Here is a 17,341-nt window from a genome sequence, read left to right on the forward strand (position 1 = left end):
CATGGCCTTATCGATTCATTTTTCGACTCGGACGTCAGGCCATACTCAGGGGCGGCTAACGCCGCCGTGGTTTGACTTTTTATGATTTTTGAATGGAAGACAGTATCGAGTCATTGTAAGTTATAGCTTTCACTGCTTTGCTTAAAGAGGATCATTATTCGGAAGGCGAAAAGCAATGTTTGATGTACCACGCCTCTCAATAATTTCGACCTTATGCTGTTTGAGTGAGACACCGCCTTGCGTTGGCCAAGGAGTTGAACAAGTGAATTGTTTGTTGTTTGGGTGAGTCTGATGTCCGCAGCGTTTTACCATCAATTGCAACCACATTGCTCAGCGGTGCCGTCAGGATAACATTTTGCACCCAGAGGCTGAAAAAGCCGCGATACGACTTAGGGTCAAGCAATGTCAGGAGGTGGTTAAAGGTATCATGTTAGGGAACAGCGCCGGCAAGATGCAAGTAGTGTTTAAACTATTTTTTGCGGTTAATAGGGCTATGATATTGGTTTTTAAAAAACGAGTAGGGTCCGGCCAACCTGTGCCGCAATGCTGCTTAAAAATGTTCATGCGCTTGCTCTGTAGATTTGTTTCTGCGTTTTCTTGTTTGTTAATAAAACTTTAACAATTCTAAGTATAACAATCCTTATCCTTTTCTTATCAACTTCCCTTAGCGGCTATTTGTTTGGAATTCCTCGTTTTAAACAAGTGCAAGAGAAATGATGGGTTGTTATTCTCTGATCGAAACCATCTCTCAAACCGATGCGATTACGATTTATTGTTATAATTTTAGGAGTTAGTAATGAAATTTAATCTAAAACGTCTTTTTGCTGTTGCTGCCATGATCGGCGCAATGGCTTCTTCTGCCGTTCAAGCGGGCGACCTTAAACTAATTGGTTCTGGTGCAAGTTTCCCAGCACCGCTATACCAAAAGTGGTTTAAAGATTACAGCAAAGCAACTGATGGTGTTCGTGTTGACTACCAATCAAAAGGTTCTGGCGCTGGTATCCGTGATTTCATCAATGGTACTGTTGATTTCGCAGCAAGTGATGCGGCAATGAAAGACAGTGAAATCGCTAAAGTTGACCGTGGTGTTGTTCTAATTCCTATGACCGCAGGTGAAGTAGTTCTTTCTTACAACCTTCCAGGTGTTAAGTCTCTAAAACTTCCTCGTGATGTTTATCCTGAAATATTCACTGGTAAAGTTAAAAAGTGGAATGATCCTAAAATCGTAGCAGCTAATCCTGGTGTTAAACTGCCTAACAAAGATATTACTGTTGTTGTTCGTTCTGACTCAAGTGGTACTTCTTATGTATTTTCACAACACTTGTCAGCAATCAATGCAGATTTCAAAAAAATGGTTGGTACAGCTAAGTCTCCAAACTGGCCGACTAAAACAGCAAAAATCGTTAAAGCGCCTAAAAACGATGGTGTAACAGCGACGATCAAGCAAACTTCTGGTGCGATTGGTTATATCGAGTACGGTTTTGCTAAACTGACAAAGTCTCCTACTGCTGAGCTTGAAAATGCTGCGGGTAACTTCGTTGCTCCTGGTGATAAGTCTGGTGCGGCTGCTCTAGCTTCTACGCCTTTCCCAAAAGGGAATCTTCCTAACAGTGACGTTCCAGATCTACGTGGTTGGGCAACAGATCCTACAGGTGCAGATGCTTACCCAATCGCCTCTTTCACTTGGTTGCTTGTTTATAAAGAACAAGATGATGCTAAAGCGAAAGCTATTCGTGATCTTATCGAATACATGCTAACAACTGGTCAGAAGTCTTCTGATGCGATGGGTTATATCCCTCTACCTGAATCTGTTGTAGAAAAAGACCGTGCGGTGCTTAAGTTTGTAAACTGATGAAACGACGTTTCTTGGTTTAATTGTAAGAGTGCAGGTTTCTATTTTAGAAAGCCTGCACTTTTTATATTTACTATTTATAAATTTAATTTAATAGGTTTTTCTATGATTTTCGATCCTTTTAAGGCTGGTGCGAGTGATAAGACTCTCTCGGCACCACCTTCTCAAGCAGACTTTTTAAAGGACTCGGCGTTTAGGTTCCTGGCCTATTTTGCAGCCTTGTCTATTGTTCTATTGGTTGCTTATATTGTTATTGAGCTTGGTGCTCAAGCATTACCGGCCATTCAAACTCACGGTTTAGGTTTTATTACCGGCACAACTTGGAATGCAAGTGAAAAAGAATTTGGGGTATTACCAGAGATTTGGGGGACGCTTTATAGTTCTTTGATTGCACTAATTATTGGTGGTGCCTTTGGTATTGGTATCGCGATTTTCTTAACGCAAAGTTTTGTTAGCGCAAAACTGGAAGTTACTTTTAGAACCATTGTTGAATTGCTGGCGGCGATTCCTTCGGTTGTTTACGGTCTTTGGGGGATTTATGTTCTGATCCCTATGCTGGTTCCGGTTGCGCAATGGTTGCACGAAACGCTAGGTTGGTTCCCCTTGTTTAGCACAGAACTCGGTGGGCCAGGTTTAGCGCCGGCCGCTTTAGTCTTGGCGATTATGATTCTACCAACGGTTGCGGCAATTTCTACAGATGCCTTTCGTCGTATTCCTTACAAGGTAAAGGAAGCCGCTTATGGTATGGGGGCGACTAAGTGGGAAGTCATTCTAAAAGTGATGTTACCAACGGCCTCTTCTGGTATTCTCGCTGGCTTAGTACTTGGTTTTGGTCGCGCACTTGGTGAGACAATGGCGCTGGCGATGTTGATCGGTAACGTTAACAATATCAGTCTATCTCTGTTTGATCCTGCAAATACACTGGCGTCACTTCTGGCTTCTACGTTCCCTGAAGCAGGGACGATCGAGATCGAAGCCTTGATGTATGCAGCCATCGTTCTTTTAGCGATCACCTTAGTGGTTAACTTGCTTGGTCTTTGGGTTCAGCAAGCGACTATGCGTAAGTTTGAGGGTAAAAAATGAACGAAGTAAATGAACAAATGATGCCACCTAAGGTGGCTTTACCAAAGCTTGAAAAAAATCTTTATGAAGTTCGTGCTATTAAAAGTTTTTTATTAACAAGCTTGGTTTGGGCTCTTGTCATTCTTGCGAGTATTCCGCTTTTCTCAGTTATCTATATGTTAATTGTTGAAGGGGGGGCTCGTCTTGATTGGGAAGCTATTACGGCACTTCCTCCAGCTGGTTTTGAAACCGGTGGTGGTTTTGGTAATGCGATAGTTGGTACTCTTGTAATGGTAGGGATTGCTTCGGCTATCAGTATCCCTTTAGGGGTTCTGGCTGCAATCTATTTAGCGATTCTTGATCCACAAAGTAAGGTAGCGACGGCTTCGCGTTTCTTAGCGAAAGTCTTAACCGGTTTTCCATCGATTCTTGCTGGTGTTTTCGTTTACGCCGTCTTGGTTATCACTACCCAAACCTATTCGGCTTGGGCGGGTGGTGTGGCACTTGCCGTATTAATGTTGCCAACTGTGACACTTGCTGCTGAAGAGGCCATTCGACAGGTTCCGCAAAAGATGAAAGATGCGGCTTTCGGTATGGGATGTACTCGTACTCAGGTGATCTTCAAAGTAGTCCTACCAACCGGGATGTCGGGTATTTTGACAGGTGTTATCCTTGCAGTTGCCGGTGCAGCAGGCGAATCTGCGCCATTACTATTTACTGCTCTTTTCAGCAACTACTATATGGCCGAATTAGCTGAACCGACCGCGTCTCTATCTATCCTGATTTATAATTTTTCGGGTATGCCGTTCGAAAACCAAATCGAACTTGCATGGGCAGCTTCCTTAGCTCTGGTTTTGATGGTTCTTTTCTTTAATATTCTGGCGCGTATCGTCGGCAGATCGAAATTTTAAAAGTATTTGAGGTTTAAATAATGAGTTTGACAGATGATAAAGTTATGGGCACTCTGACCCATCAAGGTGATTTCATCGCCACGCCTTATGAACCAAAAGGGCCAGTTGTTTTGGATTGTGAGGTTAAGAATATCTATTATGGTGATTTTAGAGCGGTAAGAGACTCTAAAATTCCTATCGAGAAAAATAAAATTACTGGTTTTATTGGTCCGTCTGGTTGTGGTAAAAGTACAGTATTAAGAAGCATGAACCGCATGAACGACCTAGTTGAATCATTCCGTTTTGACGGCAAAGTGCAATATCATGATAATGATATTTATGATGCAAAAATTGATCCTGTTGTTGTGCGTCGCTATATCGGAATGGTTTTCCAGTTACCAAATCCTTTCTCAATGAGTATTTATGATAATGTTGCGTTTGGCCTACGTCTAAACCGATTTAAAGGTGATGAAGAAGAGATGGTGGTTAAAGCACTTAAACGCGCTGCTATTTGGAGTGACGTGAAAGATAAACTGAAAAACAGTGGTTTATCACTATCTGGTGGTCAGCAACAGCGCCTTTGTATTGCTCGTGCAATTGCAACGGAACCCGATGTTCTTCTGATGGATGAGCCTGCTTCTGCTCTTGACCCAATTGCAACGCGTCAAATTGAAGAATTGATGCTTGAACTTAAAGAAGATTATACGGTTGCGCTTGTAACACACAATATGCAGCAGGCAACTCGTGTTGCAGACGTTACGGCGTTTATGGGGGTAGACATTTCTAAAGGCGGTCGTACGGGTTATCTTGTTGAAATGAATGAAACTCAAAAAGTATTTGAAAATCCTGAGCAAGAGTTAACCAAAGAATACGTCCGAGGCGAATTCAGTTAATTTTCTGTAGATTTTCTTTACATTAGTCGCTAAATTCGGTTTGATAGCTAACGTATGAATTATCTTAATATTGACGCCATCAGATCGAGCTTAGTCGACGTTCAACGTAATTTTCAGCATATCAATTCACGGTTATCTGTACAAAGACCCCCTCTGTCCGACGAAGCCATCGAAAACTTTCTTGCCGGTTACGCAAAAATTGATGCCTATTTGGTTGACGATTTTAATCTGTTTGAGGTCGGTAATTCCCATGCCTTGTTAGAACTCGACAATATTGTGCTTTTTCATAGTGCGCAAACGAGCGCGAGCGAGCAAAATAATCAGTTCAAAGCGACTCAACAGCATTTCTATGAAGCAAAAGATGGCGGTATTGGCGGTTTAATGGAATGGCTGGAGTTAAATGATGATATAAGCGTATGGAAAAAAGCCGCAGGGGTTTTTTGTTATATGGTTGCTCAACCACAGCTTTTTTTAGAAGGGAATCACCGGGTTGCGACTCTGGTATCAAGCTACCTTCTTGTCAGAGACGGTTACGCTCCTCTGGTTGTGACGGTCGAGAACGCGAAAGAGTTTTTCGAAATTTCGGAACAGATAAAGCTGCGTAACAAAAATAGTTTTATAGATGAGTTTCTTTCTCTTCCTAAATTGACAAACAGCTTTGCACAAATGCTTGAAGCTGAACAATCCCATCATTTTTTAATAATGAAATACCGTAAATGAGCTCGATTGGCCTTTATAGTATTCCGCTTTGCTATTTTGTCTATTGAAGATGATCTGTTGTTTTATTTTTTAACTCCCCGCGATTTGACTCAATAATTTTCTGAAATTTTTCAGGTTCATATTTCAAAATATTGACGTATTCCATTATCAGTGGGTGGCTATGAGTGCCGCTATGAATGGATAGCTGTTGTAATGCTACAATAAGTAATTTAGCCGCAGCGCGAATTTCCTTGTCATCCGCTTCTCCATACCATTCGACTAATTCTTTATACAAGTTTTCGGCTTTTTCCAGTGGTGTGAACTCAGCAATATAATCTTTAGATTTATCATCAAACATTTTTTCTATTCCTTAAATTTTGTCGGTTTAATCTGTTTTTGGCTAAATACTTTTAACTTAACCCAAAATTGAGGTGCAAAGTTCATTGTATTTAACAGTTGGTTCAACCTAAGGTACTATGGAAAATTCTAATCTTTTTTGTAATCACCTCATTTTAACCACTGTTAAAAGTAGGGGATTAGGCCGCGTTCAGTAGATTCCTCGGCGGCACTTGACCAATGGTTGAGTTTGGCCGTTCGTTATTGTATGTCCAAAGCCATGTAGTTGCTAGGTATTGGGCTTGCTCAATGCTTTCAAACAGGTGCTGCGCAAGTCATTCATGGCGAACTGTTCGGTTAAATCGCTCAACATAAGCGTTTTGTGTCGGCTTACCAGGCTGGAATACATCAGTGTAATGTGGTTCTTATTCGCCTAATCAATCAGCATCTGCCTGATGTATTCAGGGCCGTTGCCACAACCAATGATTACGGGCTTACCCCGCCATTCAATCACTTGCACGATTGCGCGAGTTACTCGTTAGTTTGGCATTGAGAAGTCTACGTCAATACATAAACCTTCAGGTTATAATCATCAATCAGTTAAACGTATGCCATCTTGCAATGAGTCGGACATAAAATCCGTTGACCAGAATTTATTTGATAGAGAAAAGGTGATACGAATAGCGTTAAATGTAATTGAGCAATTGTGCCGATATTTTGATTGTGAAATCGGTTGGTTTTTCGAAATTGTTGATGAGTCTGAAGATTGCGCTTTTCGTTTAAAATCCGCTGATACAAAAATTTACCGTCACAGATTTGTCACAGAGAGTTTTTAAGTGGAATTTTTATGTAAGTCCTCTGTTCAGTTTTGACTTTAACATGAATGTTTACTATGGCTCAAAAATAAAGTCTTTTGAGACGAGAGGCTGGGCCAATATTTCTGTAAAAGCCCTGTTGTGACTGGATTGAAAAAAATTATGCTTTAGGGCTTGTCACAGACAAAATTATCTCTATAATACACATCCATCAAACGCAAGGTTTGAATGATTCTTCCCCAATAGTTCAGTTGGTAGAACACCGGACTGTTAATCCGTATGTCGCTGGTTCGAGTCCAGCTTGGGGAGCCAAATTCTTGGAAAAGCCGCTTTTATGCGGCTTTTTTTATTGTTTTTTGTTAGAATCGATACTTCACAATATGGTGACTCTGTTCGTCCCCTCGCGACGATAGGTTGGGAATCCCGCCAGGTCCGGAAGGAAGCAACGGTACCTTCTGATTCGTGCGCCGAGGTCAGGCGGGCAGGGTTGCCTCCATTTTTTCAATGACTTTCTTTTTCCTCAATTTAAACTCGCATTCCTGTTCTTAGACGTTAAAATAGTCTTACTTTAAATCATAAGAATCGAAGCCTGTGAGCGATACTGTTTTAGCCAGAAAATGGCGCCCGAAAAACTTCTCCGAACTCGTCGGTCAAGAGCATGTCATGCAAGCTTTGGCCAATGCCCTGGATCAGCAACGCCTGCATCATGCCTATTTGTTTACCGGCACACGAGGTGTCGGGAAGACAACCATTGCTCGCATCTTTTCCAAAGCGCTTAACTGCGAGCAAGGCATTGGTTCCAAACCTTGTGGTGTCTGTTCGACTTGCCGTTCAATTGACGAAGGGCGTTTTGTGGATTTGATTGAGGTGGATGCGGCTTCGAAAACCAAGGTGGAAGACACGCGTGAACTGTTGGAAAACGTTCAATATGCGCCGGTTCAAGGGCGTTACAAAGTTTACCTGATTGACGAAGTCCACATGCTGTCGAAAAGCAGTTTCAATGCGTTGTTGAAAACACTCGAAGAACCGCCGGAACATGTGAAGTTTTTGCTGGCGACGACCGATCCGCACAAACTGCCGATGACGGTCTTGTCGCGCTGTTTGCAGTTTAACTTGATGCGGCTGACACAAGCCCAGATTCAAACCCATTTAGGCTACATCCTTCAGCAGGAAGGTATTCCGTTTGAAGATGCCGCTTTGGCGATGATCGCCAAAAGTGCCGACGGTTCCGCGCGCGATTCCTTGAGTATTCTGGATCAAGCCATCGCTTATGGGGGCGGGAAAGTTCAATTGGCGGCGGTGCAAGCCATGCTTGGGTTGGTGGACCAACAGTTTACCCGACAAATTTTGGCGGCGTTGGCGGATGAATCCGCTGAGGAATTGAAAAACGTTATTCAACAACTGGCGGCGATGGGTGTGGATTATATGGCGCTCAACGCGCAGTTGATTGAGGTTCTGCACCAAATCAGCTTGTTGCAGGTGCTGAACACGCTGGATGATGCCTGTATTTTGGATGATGAAACCATGCGCCTGTTGGCCGAAGCCTTAGCGCCTGAACGAATTCAAGTACTGTATCAAATTGCCTTGCTGGCAAAACAAGATATGTCGATGGCCCCTGACATTCGCATCGGTTTTGAGATGGCGTTGTTGCGGATGCTGGCGTTTCAGCCGGTAACGCAAGGCCCCGACGAGGCTTTGGAAAGCGATGGCGTGGCGTCAGGCGGCACGGTCAGTGGCGGTTCAGTGATGGCTCAAATCACCCGGCCGGGTGATGTGTTAAAACAACAAGGCTTAACGGCTCCGACAGAAGCGGTAGAAACAGCTCAAACGGCTCAAATGGCTTCAGAGTCCTCGCCGTTTGAAAATTCACCAGCGGCACAAACCGCTGTTGCCTCGCCTGAGTCAGAAATGAATGCTCCGGGCGTTGATTTGGACCAACGTCCGGTATCGGGTGCCGAGCAAACAGCGGTTCAACAAGAAACGGCTCCGCAACCCTCGGAGCCTTCGCATGTTGCGGATACGGCCGCTGTCCAAGCGCCGGTGGATCATTTAGCTGACTTAAAGGCGAGGTTAGATTTAACCCTGGGAAAGCCTGAAGCTTCGTCGCAGCCATCGGCAGAGCCGGTGGTTCAGCCGGGTAATCCGTCGTCGGTGATGCCTGCTCAGGAAATTCCGGTTCAGAAGACGCCAAGTATGCCGTCTCCTGAGCCTGCGTTGGACGCTATGGCCGAGTTGCGACCAGAAGCCAATACAGTCAATACGCCCAGTGCGGAAGCGCCTTTGCCTTGGGAGGATGAGATTTCGCAGGCAATGCCTTTCTCTGAACCGTCTTCAGAAACGGTTTCGGCTGACCTGGCGGTTTCCGTTGCTCCGACTGGGCCATCATTTGACTCGGGGCATGATAAGTCCGATTCGGCTCCTGAAGAAAGCTTCGACGCCGAGGCCACGGAATCGAATACCGTCGATTCCCCAAGCATTCATGAGACCGAAAACGGGCCGGGTTTGTCTTCAGAAGCGGCGGGTATCCGCATCGCGGGAGAAGGTGATTGGGGTGAAGCGGAAAAATGGTTGCAGTTGATTGTCCAATTGCAATTGGATGGCATGGCGGCCGAATTGGCTCGACAATCAATTTTAGTGTCTCAGGATGCGCAAACCTTGACCTTGAGCGTGGACCCGCAGCAACGTCATGCTAAAACCGAGTTGGCATTGCAGCGCTTGGAAGAACAAATTAAAGCGCAGTTGGGCTGTCGTTTGGTGTTTGTGGAATCAACCCAAACGCATTTGACGCCAGCGCGTTATGAAACCGAAATGAAGGCACAACGGCAAGCCAATGCCGTTAACAGTATTCAGTCCGATCCTCAGGTTCAAAGCCTGATTCAGACATTAAATTTAAAGGTCATCGAATCGTCGATTCGGCCGGTCAAACAATAAAAAGGAGTAGCCATGTTTGGTGGAAAAGGTGGTTTGGGCAACTTGATGAAGCAAGCCCAGGAAATGCAAAAGAATATGCAAGCGGCACAAGACGAAATCGCGAAAATGGAGATTTCGGGTGAAGCCGGTGGTGGCATGGTCAAAGTGGTCATGACCGGTAAGCATGAGTTGGTCAAAGTCGATATTGATGACAGTTTGATGGACGACCGTGAGATGCTGGAAGACTTGTTTGCCGCCGCGGTTAACAGTGCCGCGCGCCGGGTTGAAGAAGAAACGCAAGAACGCATGTCTGGTTTGACCGGCGGTATGGATTTGCCGCCGGGCATGAAGATGCCGTTTTAACCAGGCCTGGCTGTTTTAACGTGATTGACCTAAATGGATAACGCCTGATGCAAAGTCCTTTGATTAATGAATTAATAGACGCTTTCAAGCTGTTACCGACCATTGGTCCTAAATCCGCACAGCGGATGGCGTATTATTTATTGCAGAACAACCCCAACGGCGGCAAACGCTTAGCGGAAGCGATCGTTGAAGCCATCGACAAGGTGGGGCATTGTCAGCAGTGCCGAAATTTTTCCGAAACCGATGTCTGTCGCATCTGTTCCTCGCCGACACGTAAGCGGGAGCAGCTCTGTATTGTGGAAACGCCGACCGATGTGGTGGCGATTGAGCAATCTGGGATTTATCAAGGGCTGTATTTTGTCCTGATGGGGCATTTGTCGCCGATTGATGGCGTGGGCCCGGAAGATTTAGGCTTGCCTTTATTGGAGGCGCGCTTGAAGGAAGGCGAGGTGTCGGAGTTGATTCTCGCGACGAACCCGACTGTGGAAGGCGAAGCCACCGCGCATTACATTCATCAGATGGCGACGGCCGCGCACGTGCCGGTCACGCGTTTGGCACAGGGCATTCCGTTGGGAGGAGAGCTGGAATACATTGATAGCGGCACCCTCAGTCAGGCGTTTGCCGGGCGTAAAGCGGTTTCGTGATGGATTAAACGATATTCGTATTTCAAAATGCATGAATGAAAAACGGCCTGCATGGACATTTCCTTGCAGGCCGTTTTTATTTTGGGCGATTGGTCAGGCGGTTTAAAGCTTATTTATGCCATTAAGAATTCCAGAAGCGCTTTTTGAGCGTGCAAGCGGTTTTCGGCTTCGTCCCAGACCACACTGTCTTTTGCATCCATAACCTCGGCGGAGACTTCTTCGCCACGGTGGGCTGGCAAACAATGCATAAATAAAGCGTCCGAATTGGCTTGTGCCATCAATTCGCTGTTGACCTGATAGTCTTTAAACGCGCGTTCGCGGTTTTTCTGTTCTTCTTCTTGGCCCATGCTGGCCCAGACATCGGTGACCACTAAATCCACATTTTCGGCGGCATCCATCGGGTTGCGAATCAGTTCCACTCGGTCTTGATTGGCCGCAACCAGTTCGGAGTTCGGTTCATAGTCGTCCGGTGTCGAAATGCGCAGATTAAAACCGTATTGTTTGGCGGCATTAATGTAAGAGTGACACATATTATTACCATCGCCCACCCACAATACTGTTTTACCGGCAATGTGGCCGCGGTGCTCGTAATAGGTCTGCATATCCGCGAGCAACTGACATGGGTGGAAGTCGTCGGTCAGCGCGTTGATGACCGGCGCTTGAGAGTGTTCAGCCATTTTTTCCACGACATCGTGTCCGAAGGTACGAATCATAATGCCATCCGCCATGCTGGAAATGACACGAGCACTGTCTTCAATCGGTTCGCCACGTCCCAGTTGCGTGTCTTTGGGGGATAGGAACAGCGCGTGACCGCCCAGTTGGCTCATACCGATTTCGAATGAGATACGGGTGCGGGTCGAGGATTTTTCGAAAATCATCGCCAGCGTTTTGTTTTTCAGCGGCTCGAAAACGTCGCCCGATTTTTGAATTTTCTTTAATTCAACGGCTCGCAACAGGAGTTGATTCAACTCCTCGCTGGAGAGGTCGTTTAAGGTTAAAAAATGTCTAATGCTCATAAGCTGTCTTCTTTCCGTTCTGGCAAGAACGTTAATCTTGCCGGGTGAATTGGTTGACGAGTTTGACGACGGTTTCAATCAGTTGATCGGTTTGGTCGTTGGACATGACAAAAGCCGGTAGCAAGCGAATGGTGTTGCCTTGTGTGACGTTGATCAGGACGTGCTGTTCCAGTGCCTGAGCCACCAGATCGCCGCATGGGCGGTCCAGTTCAATGCCGATCATGTAGCCAAGGCCACGAACGTCTTTGACCGATGGGTTGTCGCCCAGAGCCGATTGAAAGCGCGTTAAGATTTCGTGCCCTTTATTGGCGACATGCTCGATGAAGTTATGTGCTTTCATAACCTTTAAAACGGCCAGGCCTGCTGCGGAAGCCAGCGGGTTGCCGCCAAAGGTCGTGCCGTGGTTGCCGGGTTCTAAAATATCGGCCGCTTTTTGTCCGGCCAGGCAGGCCCCAATCGGTAAGCCATTGCCGAGGGCTTTCGCCAGCGACATGACATCCGGTTGAATGTTTTCGTGCTGATGGGCGAACCATTTACCGGTACGGCCGATGCCGGTTTGAATTTCATCCAGCATCATGAGCCAGTTGTTGCGGTCACAAATGTCCCGTATGGCTTTTAAATACCCTTTAGGTGGAATGTTGACGCCACCTTCACCCTGAATGGGTTCGACCAAAACGGCCACGATGTCGGCATCGTCGCTCATGGCGTCAATCGCCTCCGCGTCTCCGAATGGCACTCGTACGAACCCTTCCACTAAAGGTGCAAAACCCTCTTGCACTTTTTTATTGCCGGTTGCGGACAGCGTCGCCAGCGTTCGACCATGGAAGCTGTTCTCCATGACGATGATTTTCGGCGTGGTAATGTGTTGCTGATGGGCATATTTGCGCGCGATTTTAATGGCGGTTTCATTCGCTTCAGCACCGGAATTGCAGAAGAACACTTTTTCCATGCCGGAAATTTCAATCAAGTTTTCAGCCAGAGCGGCTTGTTTTTCAATGCAATACAAGTTGGAGGTGTGAATCAATTCACGGCTCTGGGCACAAATGGTTTCGGAAATTTCCGGGTGGGCGTGTCCCAAACTGCACACGGCAATGCCACTGATGGCGTCCAAATAGTTTTGGCCGTTTTCGTCATAAAGCCAAGCGCCTTTACCGGATTTAAAGCAAACCGGCAGTCTGGCGTAAGTGTTCATTAAATGCGGTGATGTTTTCATTGTCGTTATTATTCTTTTCCAGCGTTTTCAATAAAAGGGTCTTTGAAAACAAAAAAGCAATCGCAAGACGGGCTTGGGATTGCTTTTTTGAATCGAATCGGTTTTTTATTTTTAAATTCAAAAGAATGATTTTAATCATATGCTCCGTAATTTCAAGCAAAATTGTAGTGAAATTCCGGCGAAACCGGGGATCAAGTCTATGAAAGTCATATAAATCGTGATGATGAAAAATCCGATTTAGGATAAAATAACAAGAATTAGCCCCGAATAAAATCGATGTCAGAATCGATCTGGAAAACCCAATATAAAAAATTTAGATATAAGGAAATCGTGCAATGCAAACAATGAGTGATCGCGACGGCCTGATTTGGCTGGATGGTGAAATGGTGGATTGGCGGGAGGCAAAAACTCACGTTCTGACTCATACATTACATTATGGTATGGGGGTGTTTGAAGGGGTAAGAGCGTATGCCGCCGAACAAGGAACGGCTATTTTCCGCTTGGAAGCCCATACCGATCGCTTATTTAATTCCGCGAAAATCATGAATATGCCCATGCCGTTTTCCAAAGAAGAATTGAATGAAGCGCAACGCGCCGCGGTGCGCGAAAATGATTTGAAATCAGCTTATATTCGTCCGATGGTGTTTTACGGTTCAGAAGGCATGGGGTTGCGTGCCGATAACCTGAAAGCGCATGTGGTGGTCGCAGCTTGGGAGTGGGGCGCTTACATGGGTGAAGAAAACCTGACAAAAGGCATTAAGATTGCCACATCGTCTTTCACGCGCCATCATGTGAACGTCACCATGACCAAGGCCAAATCCAACGGTTCTTACATGAATTCCATGTTGGCGTTGCAAGAAGCGGTCAGCCACGGCTGTGATGAAGCGTTGTTATTGGATACGGAAGGCTATGTTTCCGAAGGGTCCGGCGAGAACTTCTTTATGGTGCGTGACGGGGTGATTTACACGCCGGAATTGACGGCCGCATTGGATGGCATCACGCGAAAAACCATTATGCAGTTGGCGAAAGACGCCGGGTATGAAGTGCGTGAAAAACGCATTACGCGTGATGAAGTCTACATTGCCGATGAGGCGTTCTTTACCGGCACCGCCGCCGAAGTGACGCCCATTCGTGAGTTGGATAATCGTGTGATTGGTCAAGGTTCGCGTGGGCCGGTGACGGAAATGCTGCAAACCAAATATTTTGATGTGGTTCACGGTCGTTCTGAAGCCCATTTGAATTGGCTGACACCGGTCGCCTGATAAACGAACTAAAACGTAAGAGAAGATTTATGAGTAAACAAACTGTTATTGAAGTCACTTATGATGATTTGCCATTGACCTGTCCGATGTCCGGGGAAGAGCAGTGGAACTCCCACCCAAAGGTTATGCTGCCGATTGAAGAGACGGGGAAGGCGAAATGTCCATATTGTGGGACGGAATATGTGCTGAAGGATTGGGATCCGAATCATAAAAGTCATTAATCGAGCGGTTTGTGACCTATTGAAAAAACGACCAGGCCTGGTCGTTTTTGTTTTGTTTTAAAGGTTGATTCACGCTTTAGGTGTGATGGAACTTTGCGCGACTTTTCAGTCTATTTTTTCTACAAATGTTTTATGAATTAAGTGTTTTTCAAACTCATGTAACCGTTTGATAACAGAAATGAATTTTGTGATGTCCGTCCAACGATCAATTAAGTAAGAAAAGCTGTCATTTACCTTTCCAAAAGCGTTCCCGGTTTGAGTAACAATACCGAGCGTGACGGCCCCCGTAAAAAGTGATGGTGCCATCAGTAAATAGGGCAGAATAATCATAACCTGCCCGTAAAGCGAGCTCCAGAGTGTGAAATAGGAATAGTGGTTGAACATTCTGAAATAGTTGATGCGTAACCCTGTAAACAATTCGGTGAGTGAAATCATGTTAGCGTAGGTCTTGTCATCTTCCGAGTAAACCAATTGTTTTCGATACGCGGCCTCAACTTTCTGGTTGTTGTATTCCAGGCCAGGTAATTTAATGCCTACCACATAAGAAATCAGAATGCCGCCGACAGAGGTGAGGAGTGCAATCCATACTAAGGAGCCGTCTATGCCGTTTAAAAAAGGCAGACTGACTTTATCGGATAAGCTCCAAAGAATTGGAATAAACGCGATCAGTGTTAAGATTGCTCGGAATAGCCCCAACCCCAAACTTTCCAAATGCTTGGCAAATTCGTAGGTGTCGTGCTGAATCCGTTGTGATGCCCCTTCTATAGAATGTGGGGTTGTTTCCCAGTGGGGTAGATAGTGATAGGTGATGGCTTGGCGCCAACGAAAAGAGTAGTGCTGGGCAAAATAAAAAGAAAACATGGCAATAAAAATGTAAGGAATGGCGATGTAGCAAAAATCAATCATGCTTTGCCAAAAGGCTTTAATATCATTGGCTTTTTGTAAAATATCGTAGAACTGCCCGTACCAGGTATTCAATAAGACGGTTAGATGGACTTGAAGCCAGGTAACGGCAATGAGTAAAAACAGGCCACCCCAAGCCCACAAAGCCCATTCTTTGTTCCAGAAGAAGCTTTTTAACATGATTTTCCTTGTGTTTTGATGCGTTCATGCCGCTTAGCGTAAAGAGAGCTTTGCACGAGATAGTTACACAAGTAAAAATGGCTAAGATCAGCCAAATTTTCTCTCATTTTTTTCTTCGCGTCCTACTCGTGAAAAGCTCTCGTAAAGTGTAATGTTTTTTGATTTTTTGAAAACAAAAAGTTGGAAGTATTCACGCTTTTTTGAAGCTTTTTTAAGACTTCCTTGATGAGTGCCTGTGACGTGGTTTCGTGGGGCACAAAAAAACCCGCGCTAGGCGGGTTTATGTGTGAACTCTTAATTATCTTCAGATTAACGAGAGTAGTACATGTCGAACTCGATTGGGTGAGTCGTCGCACGCATACGAGTGACTTCTTCCATTTTCAGCTCAATGTAAGAATCGATGGCTTCGTCGGAGAATACACCACCGGCTTTCAAGAACTCTCTGTCTTCGTCCAGAGCAGCCAAGGCTTCTTCTAGGGAAGCACAGACAGTGTTGTAGGTCGCTTCTTCTTCCGGTGGCAAATCATACAGGTCTTTCTCAGAAGGTTCGCCTGGATCGATTTGGTTGATGATACCGTCAAGGCCAGCCATTAAGGAAGCGGCGAACGCCAAATATGGGTTTGCAGTCGCATCTGGGAAACGCAACTCAACACGACGTGATTTTTCAGACGGCGCGTAAGGGATACGAATCGAAGCGGAACGGTTTGAACCGGAGTAAGCCAATAAGATTGGCGCTTCAAAACCTGGAACCAAACGCTTATAAGAGTTGGTGCCAGGGTTCGTGAAGGCGTTCAACGCACGTGCGTGCTTAATCAGACCACCGATATACCAAATGGCTTCTTGGGACAGACCAGAGTAAACATCACCGGCAAAAATGTTTTTGCCACCTTTCGACAAAGACATGTTGATGTGCATGCCGGAACCGTTGTCACCTACAATTGGCTTCGGCATGAAAGTCGCTGTTTTACCAAGCGCGTTACAGGTGTTGTGTACCGCGTATTTCAAAATTTGCACTTCGTCGGCTTTCGCTGTTAGGGTGTTACCGGCAACGGCCAATTCACATTGCCCGCCTGCGGCTACTTCGTGGTGGTGCGCTTCCAGTTTCAGACCCATGGCTTCAGCCATGGCACAGATGTCCGCACGGACTTCGTGTAATTGGTCAACCGGTGGTACTGGGAAGTAACCGCCTTTTACCTTAGGACGGTGACCGATGTTACCGTCTTCATACACTTTTTCAGAGTCCCAAGCGGATTCGCCGGAATGCATTTTAACGAATGAACCGGACATGTCTGCACCCCAGCGGACATCGTCAAAGATAAAGAATTCTGGCTCTGGACCGAAGAAAGCCGTATCGGCAACGCCGGTGGAAGCCAAATAGGCTTCGGCTTTTTTCGCGATGCCGCGAGGATCTTTTTCATAAGCTTCCATCGTGGAAGGTTCAACAATCATCATTCGAATGATTAACGTTGGATCATTGGTGAATGGGTCCATGTAGAAACCATCGGTTTGTGGCATCAAAATCATGTCGGAGTTGTTAATGCCTTTCCAGCCCTGAATGGATGAGCCGTCAAAAGTTTCACCGTCCGCAAAAAAGTCTTCATCCACGCTATCGGCCGGGATGGTGACATGTTGCTCTTTACCATGTGTGTCGGTAAAGCGAAGATCTACCCATTTAACGTCATTGTCTTTGATTAAATCAAAAATTTCTTGCGACATAAGTGTGTCCTTTTAGATTGTTGAAAAATGCGAAGTGGTTCTGAAAGCATCGCGCGATACGTCAGCTTGGCTGGATGGTGTCGGTTATGCTTCTGAAGGCGCTAAAATCGCACGTTGAATTTAAAAATTACGTTCGAATTATGTGTTTGGTGCAACCATCTAAAACCCGGAAAATTCCGCTGGGATTCGCCAAGTTTCGTGAAATTTTGTCCTGTTGATAATAGCTGGAACCATGCCAGAATGCCAATATTTTTTTAAAGATTTTTAAGTCCTTGATAGACAAGAAAAAATACTCTTATTAATTGTGTTGTTGTTGTTCAGAGACGCAAAATTTTTTATTTGTATTGGTGCAGTGTGAATTGTTTT

The 17,341-nt window shown here is 45.5% G+C and carries 16 protein-coding genes, 1 tRNA gene, 1 other RNA gene and 1 pseudogene; 12 read left to right on the forward strand and 7 right to left on the reverse strand.

The genetic code is table 11. From position 1 onward, the window contains the following. Positions 1 to 796 precede the first annotated feature (796 nt). The 5 genes from pstS (at position 797) to AC0KH7_RS02590 (ending at position 5,417) form a co-directional block, all read left to right on the forward strand. On the forward strand, positions 797 to 1,852 hold the full coding sequence (pstS, locus tag AC0KH7_RS02570; RefSeq protein WP_472370418.1) for a phosphate ABC transporter substrate-binding protein PstS: 1,056 nt from the start codon (positions 797 to 799) through the stop codon (positions 1,850 to 1,852). A gap of 105 nt (positions 1,853 to 1,957) precedes the next feature. After that, on the forward strand, positions 1,958 to 2,935 hold the full coding sequence (pstC, locus tag AC0KH7_RS02575) for a phosphate ABC transporter permease subunit PstC (protein ID WP_472370420.1): 978 nt from the start codon (positions 1,958 to 1,960) through the stop codon (positions 2,933 to 2,935). After that, entirely contained in the window at positions 2,932 to 3,825 is an 894-nt protein-coding gene (gene pstA, locus AC0KH7_RS02580; RefSeq protein WP_472370422.1) for a phosphate ABC transporter permease PstA, read from the forward strand. The genes pstC and pstA overlap by 4 nt, the downstream gene beginning before the upstream one ends. Before the next feature lie 20 nt (positions 3,826 to 3,845). Continuing rightward, the gene (pstB, locus tag AC0KH7_RS02585; protein ID WP_472370424.1) at positions 3,846 to 4,697 is read left to right on the forward strand and encodes a phosphate ABC transporter ATP-binding protein PstB; all 852 of its coding nucleotides are present in this window, start codon (positions 3,846 to 3,848) and stop codon (positions 4,695 to 4,697) included. Positions 4,698 to 4,751: 54 nt separating this feature from the next. Beyond that, on the forward strand, positions 4,752 to 5,417 hold the full coding sequence (locus AC0KH7_RS02590) for a hypothetical protein (protein WP_472370426.1): 666 nt from the start codon (positions 4,752 to 4,754) through the stop codon (positions 5,415 to 5,417). A gap of 40 nt (positions 5,418 to 5,457) precedes the next feature. Here the strand turns inward: AC0KH7_RS02590 and AC0KH7_RS02595 are convergent, their stop codons facing one another. Both AC0KH7_RS02595 and AC0KH7_RS02600 read right to left on the reverse strand, forming a co-directional pair. Further along, positions 5,458 to 5,754: a hypothetical protein gene (locus tag AC0KH7_RS02595; protein WP_472370428.1), complete on the reverse strand. Its 297-nt coding sequence runs from the start codon at positions 5,752 to 5,754 to the stop codon at positions 5,458 to 5,460. A gap of 178 nt (positions 5,755 to 5,932) precedes the next feature. Continuing rightward, positions 5,933 to 6,390: pseudogene (locus AC0KH7_RS02600) on the reverse strand (integrase core domain-containing protein); the annotation flags it as partial. 393 nt (positions 6,391 to 6,783) lie between these two features. Between AC0KH7_RS02600 and AC0KH7_RS02605 the strand changes: the two are divergent. The 5 genes from AC0KH7_RS02605 (at position 6,784) to recR (ending at position 10,464) form a co-directional block, all read left to right on the forward strand. Then, positions 6,784 to 6,859: transfer RNA gene (locus AC0KH7_RS02605), tRNA-Asn, on the forward strand. A gap of 78 nt (positions 6,860 to 6,937) precedes the next feature. Continuing rightward, an RNA gene (ffs, locus tag AC0KH7_RS02610) (signal recognition particle sRNA small type) lies at positions 6,938 to 7,034 on the forward strand. 104 nt (positions 7,035 to 7,138) lie between these two features. Beyond that, positions 7,139 to 9,478, forward strand: coding sequence for a DNA polymerase III subunit gamma/tau (gene dnaX, locus AC0KH7_RS02615; protein ID WP_472370430.1), 2,340 nt, complete (start codon positions 7,139 to 7,141; stop codon positions 9,476 to 9,478). 12 nt (positions 9,479 to 9,490) lie between these two features. Then, positions 9,491 to 9,820 (forward strand): YbaB/EbfC family nucleoid-associated protein, encoded by a 330-nt coding sequence (locus AC0KH7_RS02620; protein ID WP_472370432.1) that lies wholly within the window; start codon positions 9,491 to 9,493, stop codon positions 9,818 to 9,820. Positions 9,821 to 9,867: 47 nt separating this feature from the next. Continuing rightward, positions 9,868 to 10,464 carry a recombination mediator RecR gene (gene recR, locus AC0KH7_RS02625; protein WP_472370434.1) on the forward strand — a complete coding sequence of 199 codons (597 nt, stop codon included), beginning with the start codon at positions 9,868 to 9,870 and terminating at the stop codon, positions 10,462 to 10,464. A 113-nt stretch (positions 10,465 to 10,577) separates the two neighbouring features. Here the strand turns inward: recR and argF are convergent, their stop codons facing one another. From argF to AC0KH7_RS02640, 3 genes are read right to left on the reverse strand one after another with little or no spacing between them, the layout of a single operon-like run. Then, complete coding sequence (gene argF / locus AC0KH7_RS02630) at positions 10,578 to 11,480, reverse strand: ornithine carbamoyltransferase (RefSeq protein WP_472370436.1); 903 nt, start codon at positions 11,478 to 11,480, stop codon at positions 10,578 to 10,580. 31 nt (positions 11,481 to 11,511) lie between these two features. Beyond that, entirely contained in the window at positions 11,512 to 12,693 is a 1,182-nt protein-coding gene (locus AC0KH7_RS02635; RefSeq protein WP_472370438.1) for an acetylornithine transaminase, read from the reverse strand. Next, a complete protein-coding gene (locus AC0KH7_RS02640; protein ID WP_221173941.1) occupies positions 12,638 to 12,832 on the reverse strand; it encodes a hypothetical protein in 195 nt (64 codons plus the stop codon). The genes AC0KH7_RS02635 and AC0KH7_RS02640 overlap by 56 nt, the downstream gene beginning before the upstream one ends. 196 nt (positions 12,833 to 13,028) lie before the next feature. On the opposite strand from AC0KH7_RS02640, the gene AC0KH7_RS02645 reads away from it, so the two are divergent. Further along, positions 13,029 to 13,955 carry a branched-chain amino acid transaminase gene (locus AC0KH7_RS02645; RefSeq protein WP_472370440.1) on the forward strand — a complete coding sequence of 309 codons (927 nt, stop codon included), beginning with the start codon at positions 13,029 to 13,031 and terminating at the stop codon, positions 13,953 to 13,955. A gap of 29 nt (positions 13,956 to 13,984) precedes the next feature. Continuing rightward, entirely contained in the window at positions 13,985 to 14,176 is a 192-nt protein-coding gene (locus tag AC0KH7_RS02650) for a zinc-finger domain-containing protein (protein ID WP_472370441.1), read from the forward strand. A gap of 105 nt (positions 14,177 to 14,281) precedes the next feature. On the opposite strand, the gene AC0KH7_RS02655 is transcribed toward AC0KH7_RS02650, so the two are convergent. Together AC0KH7_RS02655 and glnA are read right to left on the reverse strand one after the other, a co-directional pair. Then, entirely contained in the window at positions 14,282 to 15,259 is a 978-nt protein-coding gene (locus AC0KH7_RS02655) for a putative transporter (RefSeq protein ID WP_472370443.1), read from the reverse strand. Between the two features lie 309 nt (positions 15,260 to 15,568). Continuing rightward, a complete protein-coding gene (gene glnA / locus AC0KH7_RS02660) occupies positions 15,569 to 16,975 on the reverse strand; it encodes a type I glutamate--ammonia ligase (RefSeq protein ID WP_472370446.1) in 1,407 nt (468 codons plus the stop codon). Between the last annotated feature and the right edge of the window lie 366 nt (positions 16,976 to 17,341).

Origin of the sequence: Hydrogenovibrio sp. (assembly GCF_965140365.1) — a bacterium.
GTDB lineage: Bacteria > Pseudomonadota > Gammaproteobacteria > Thiomicrospirales > Thiomicrospiraceae > Hydrogenovibrio.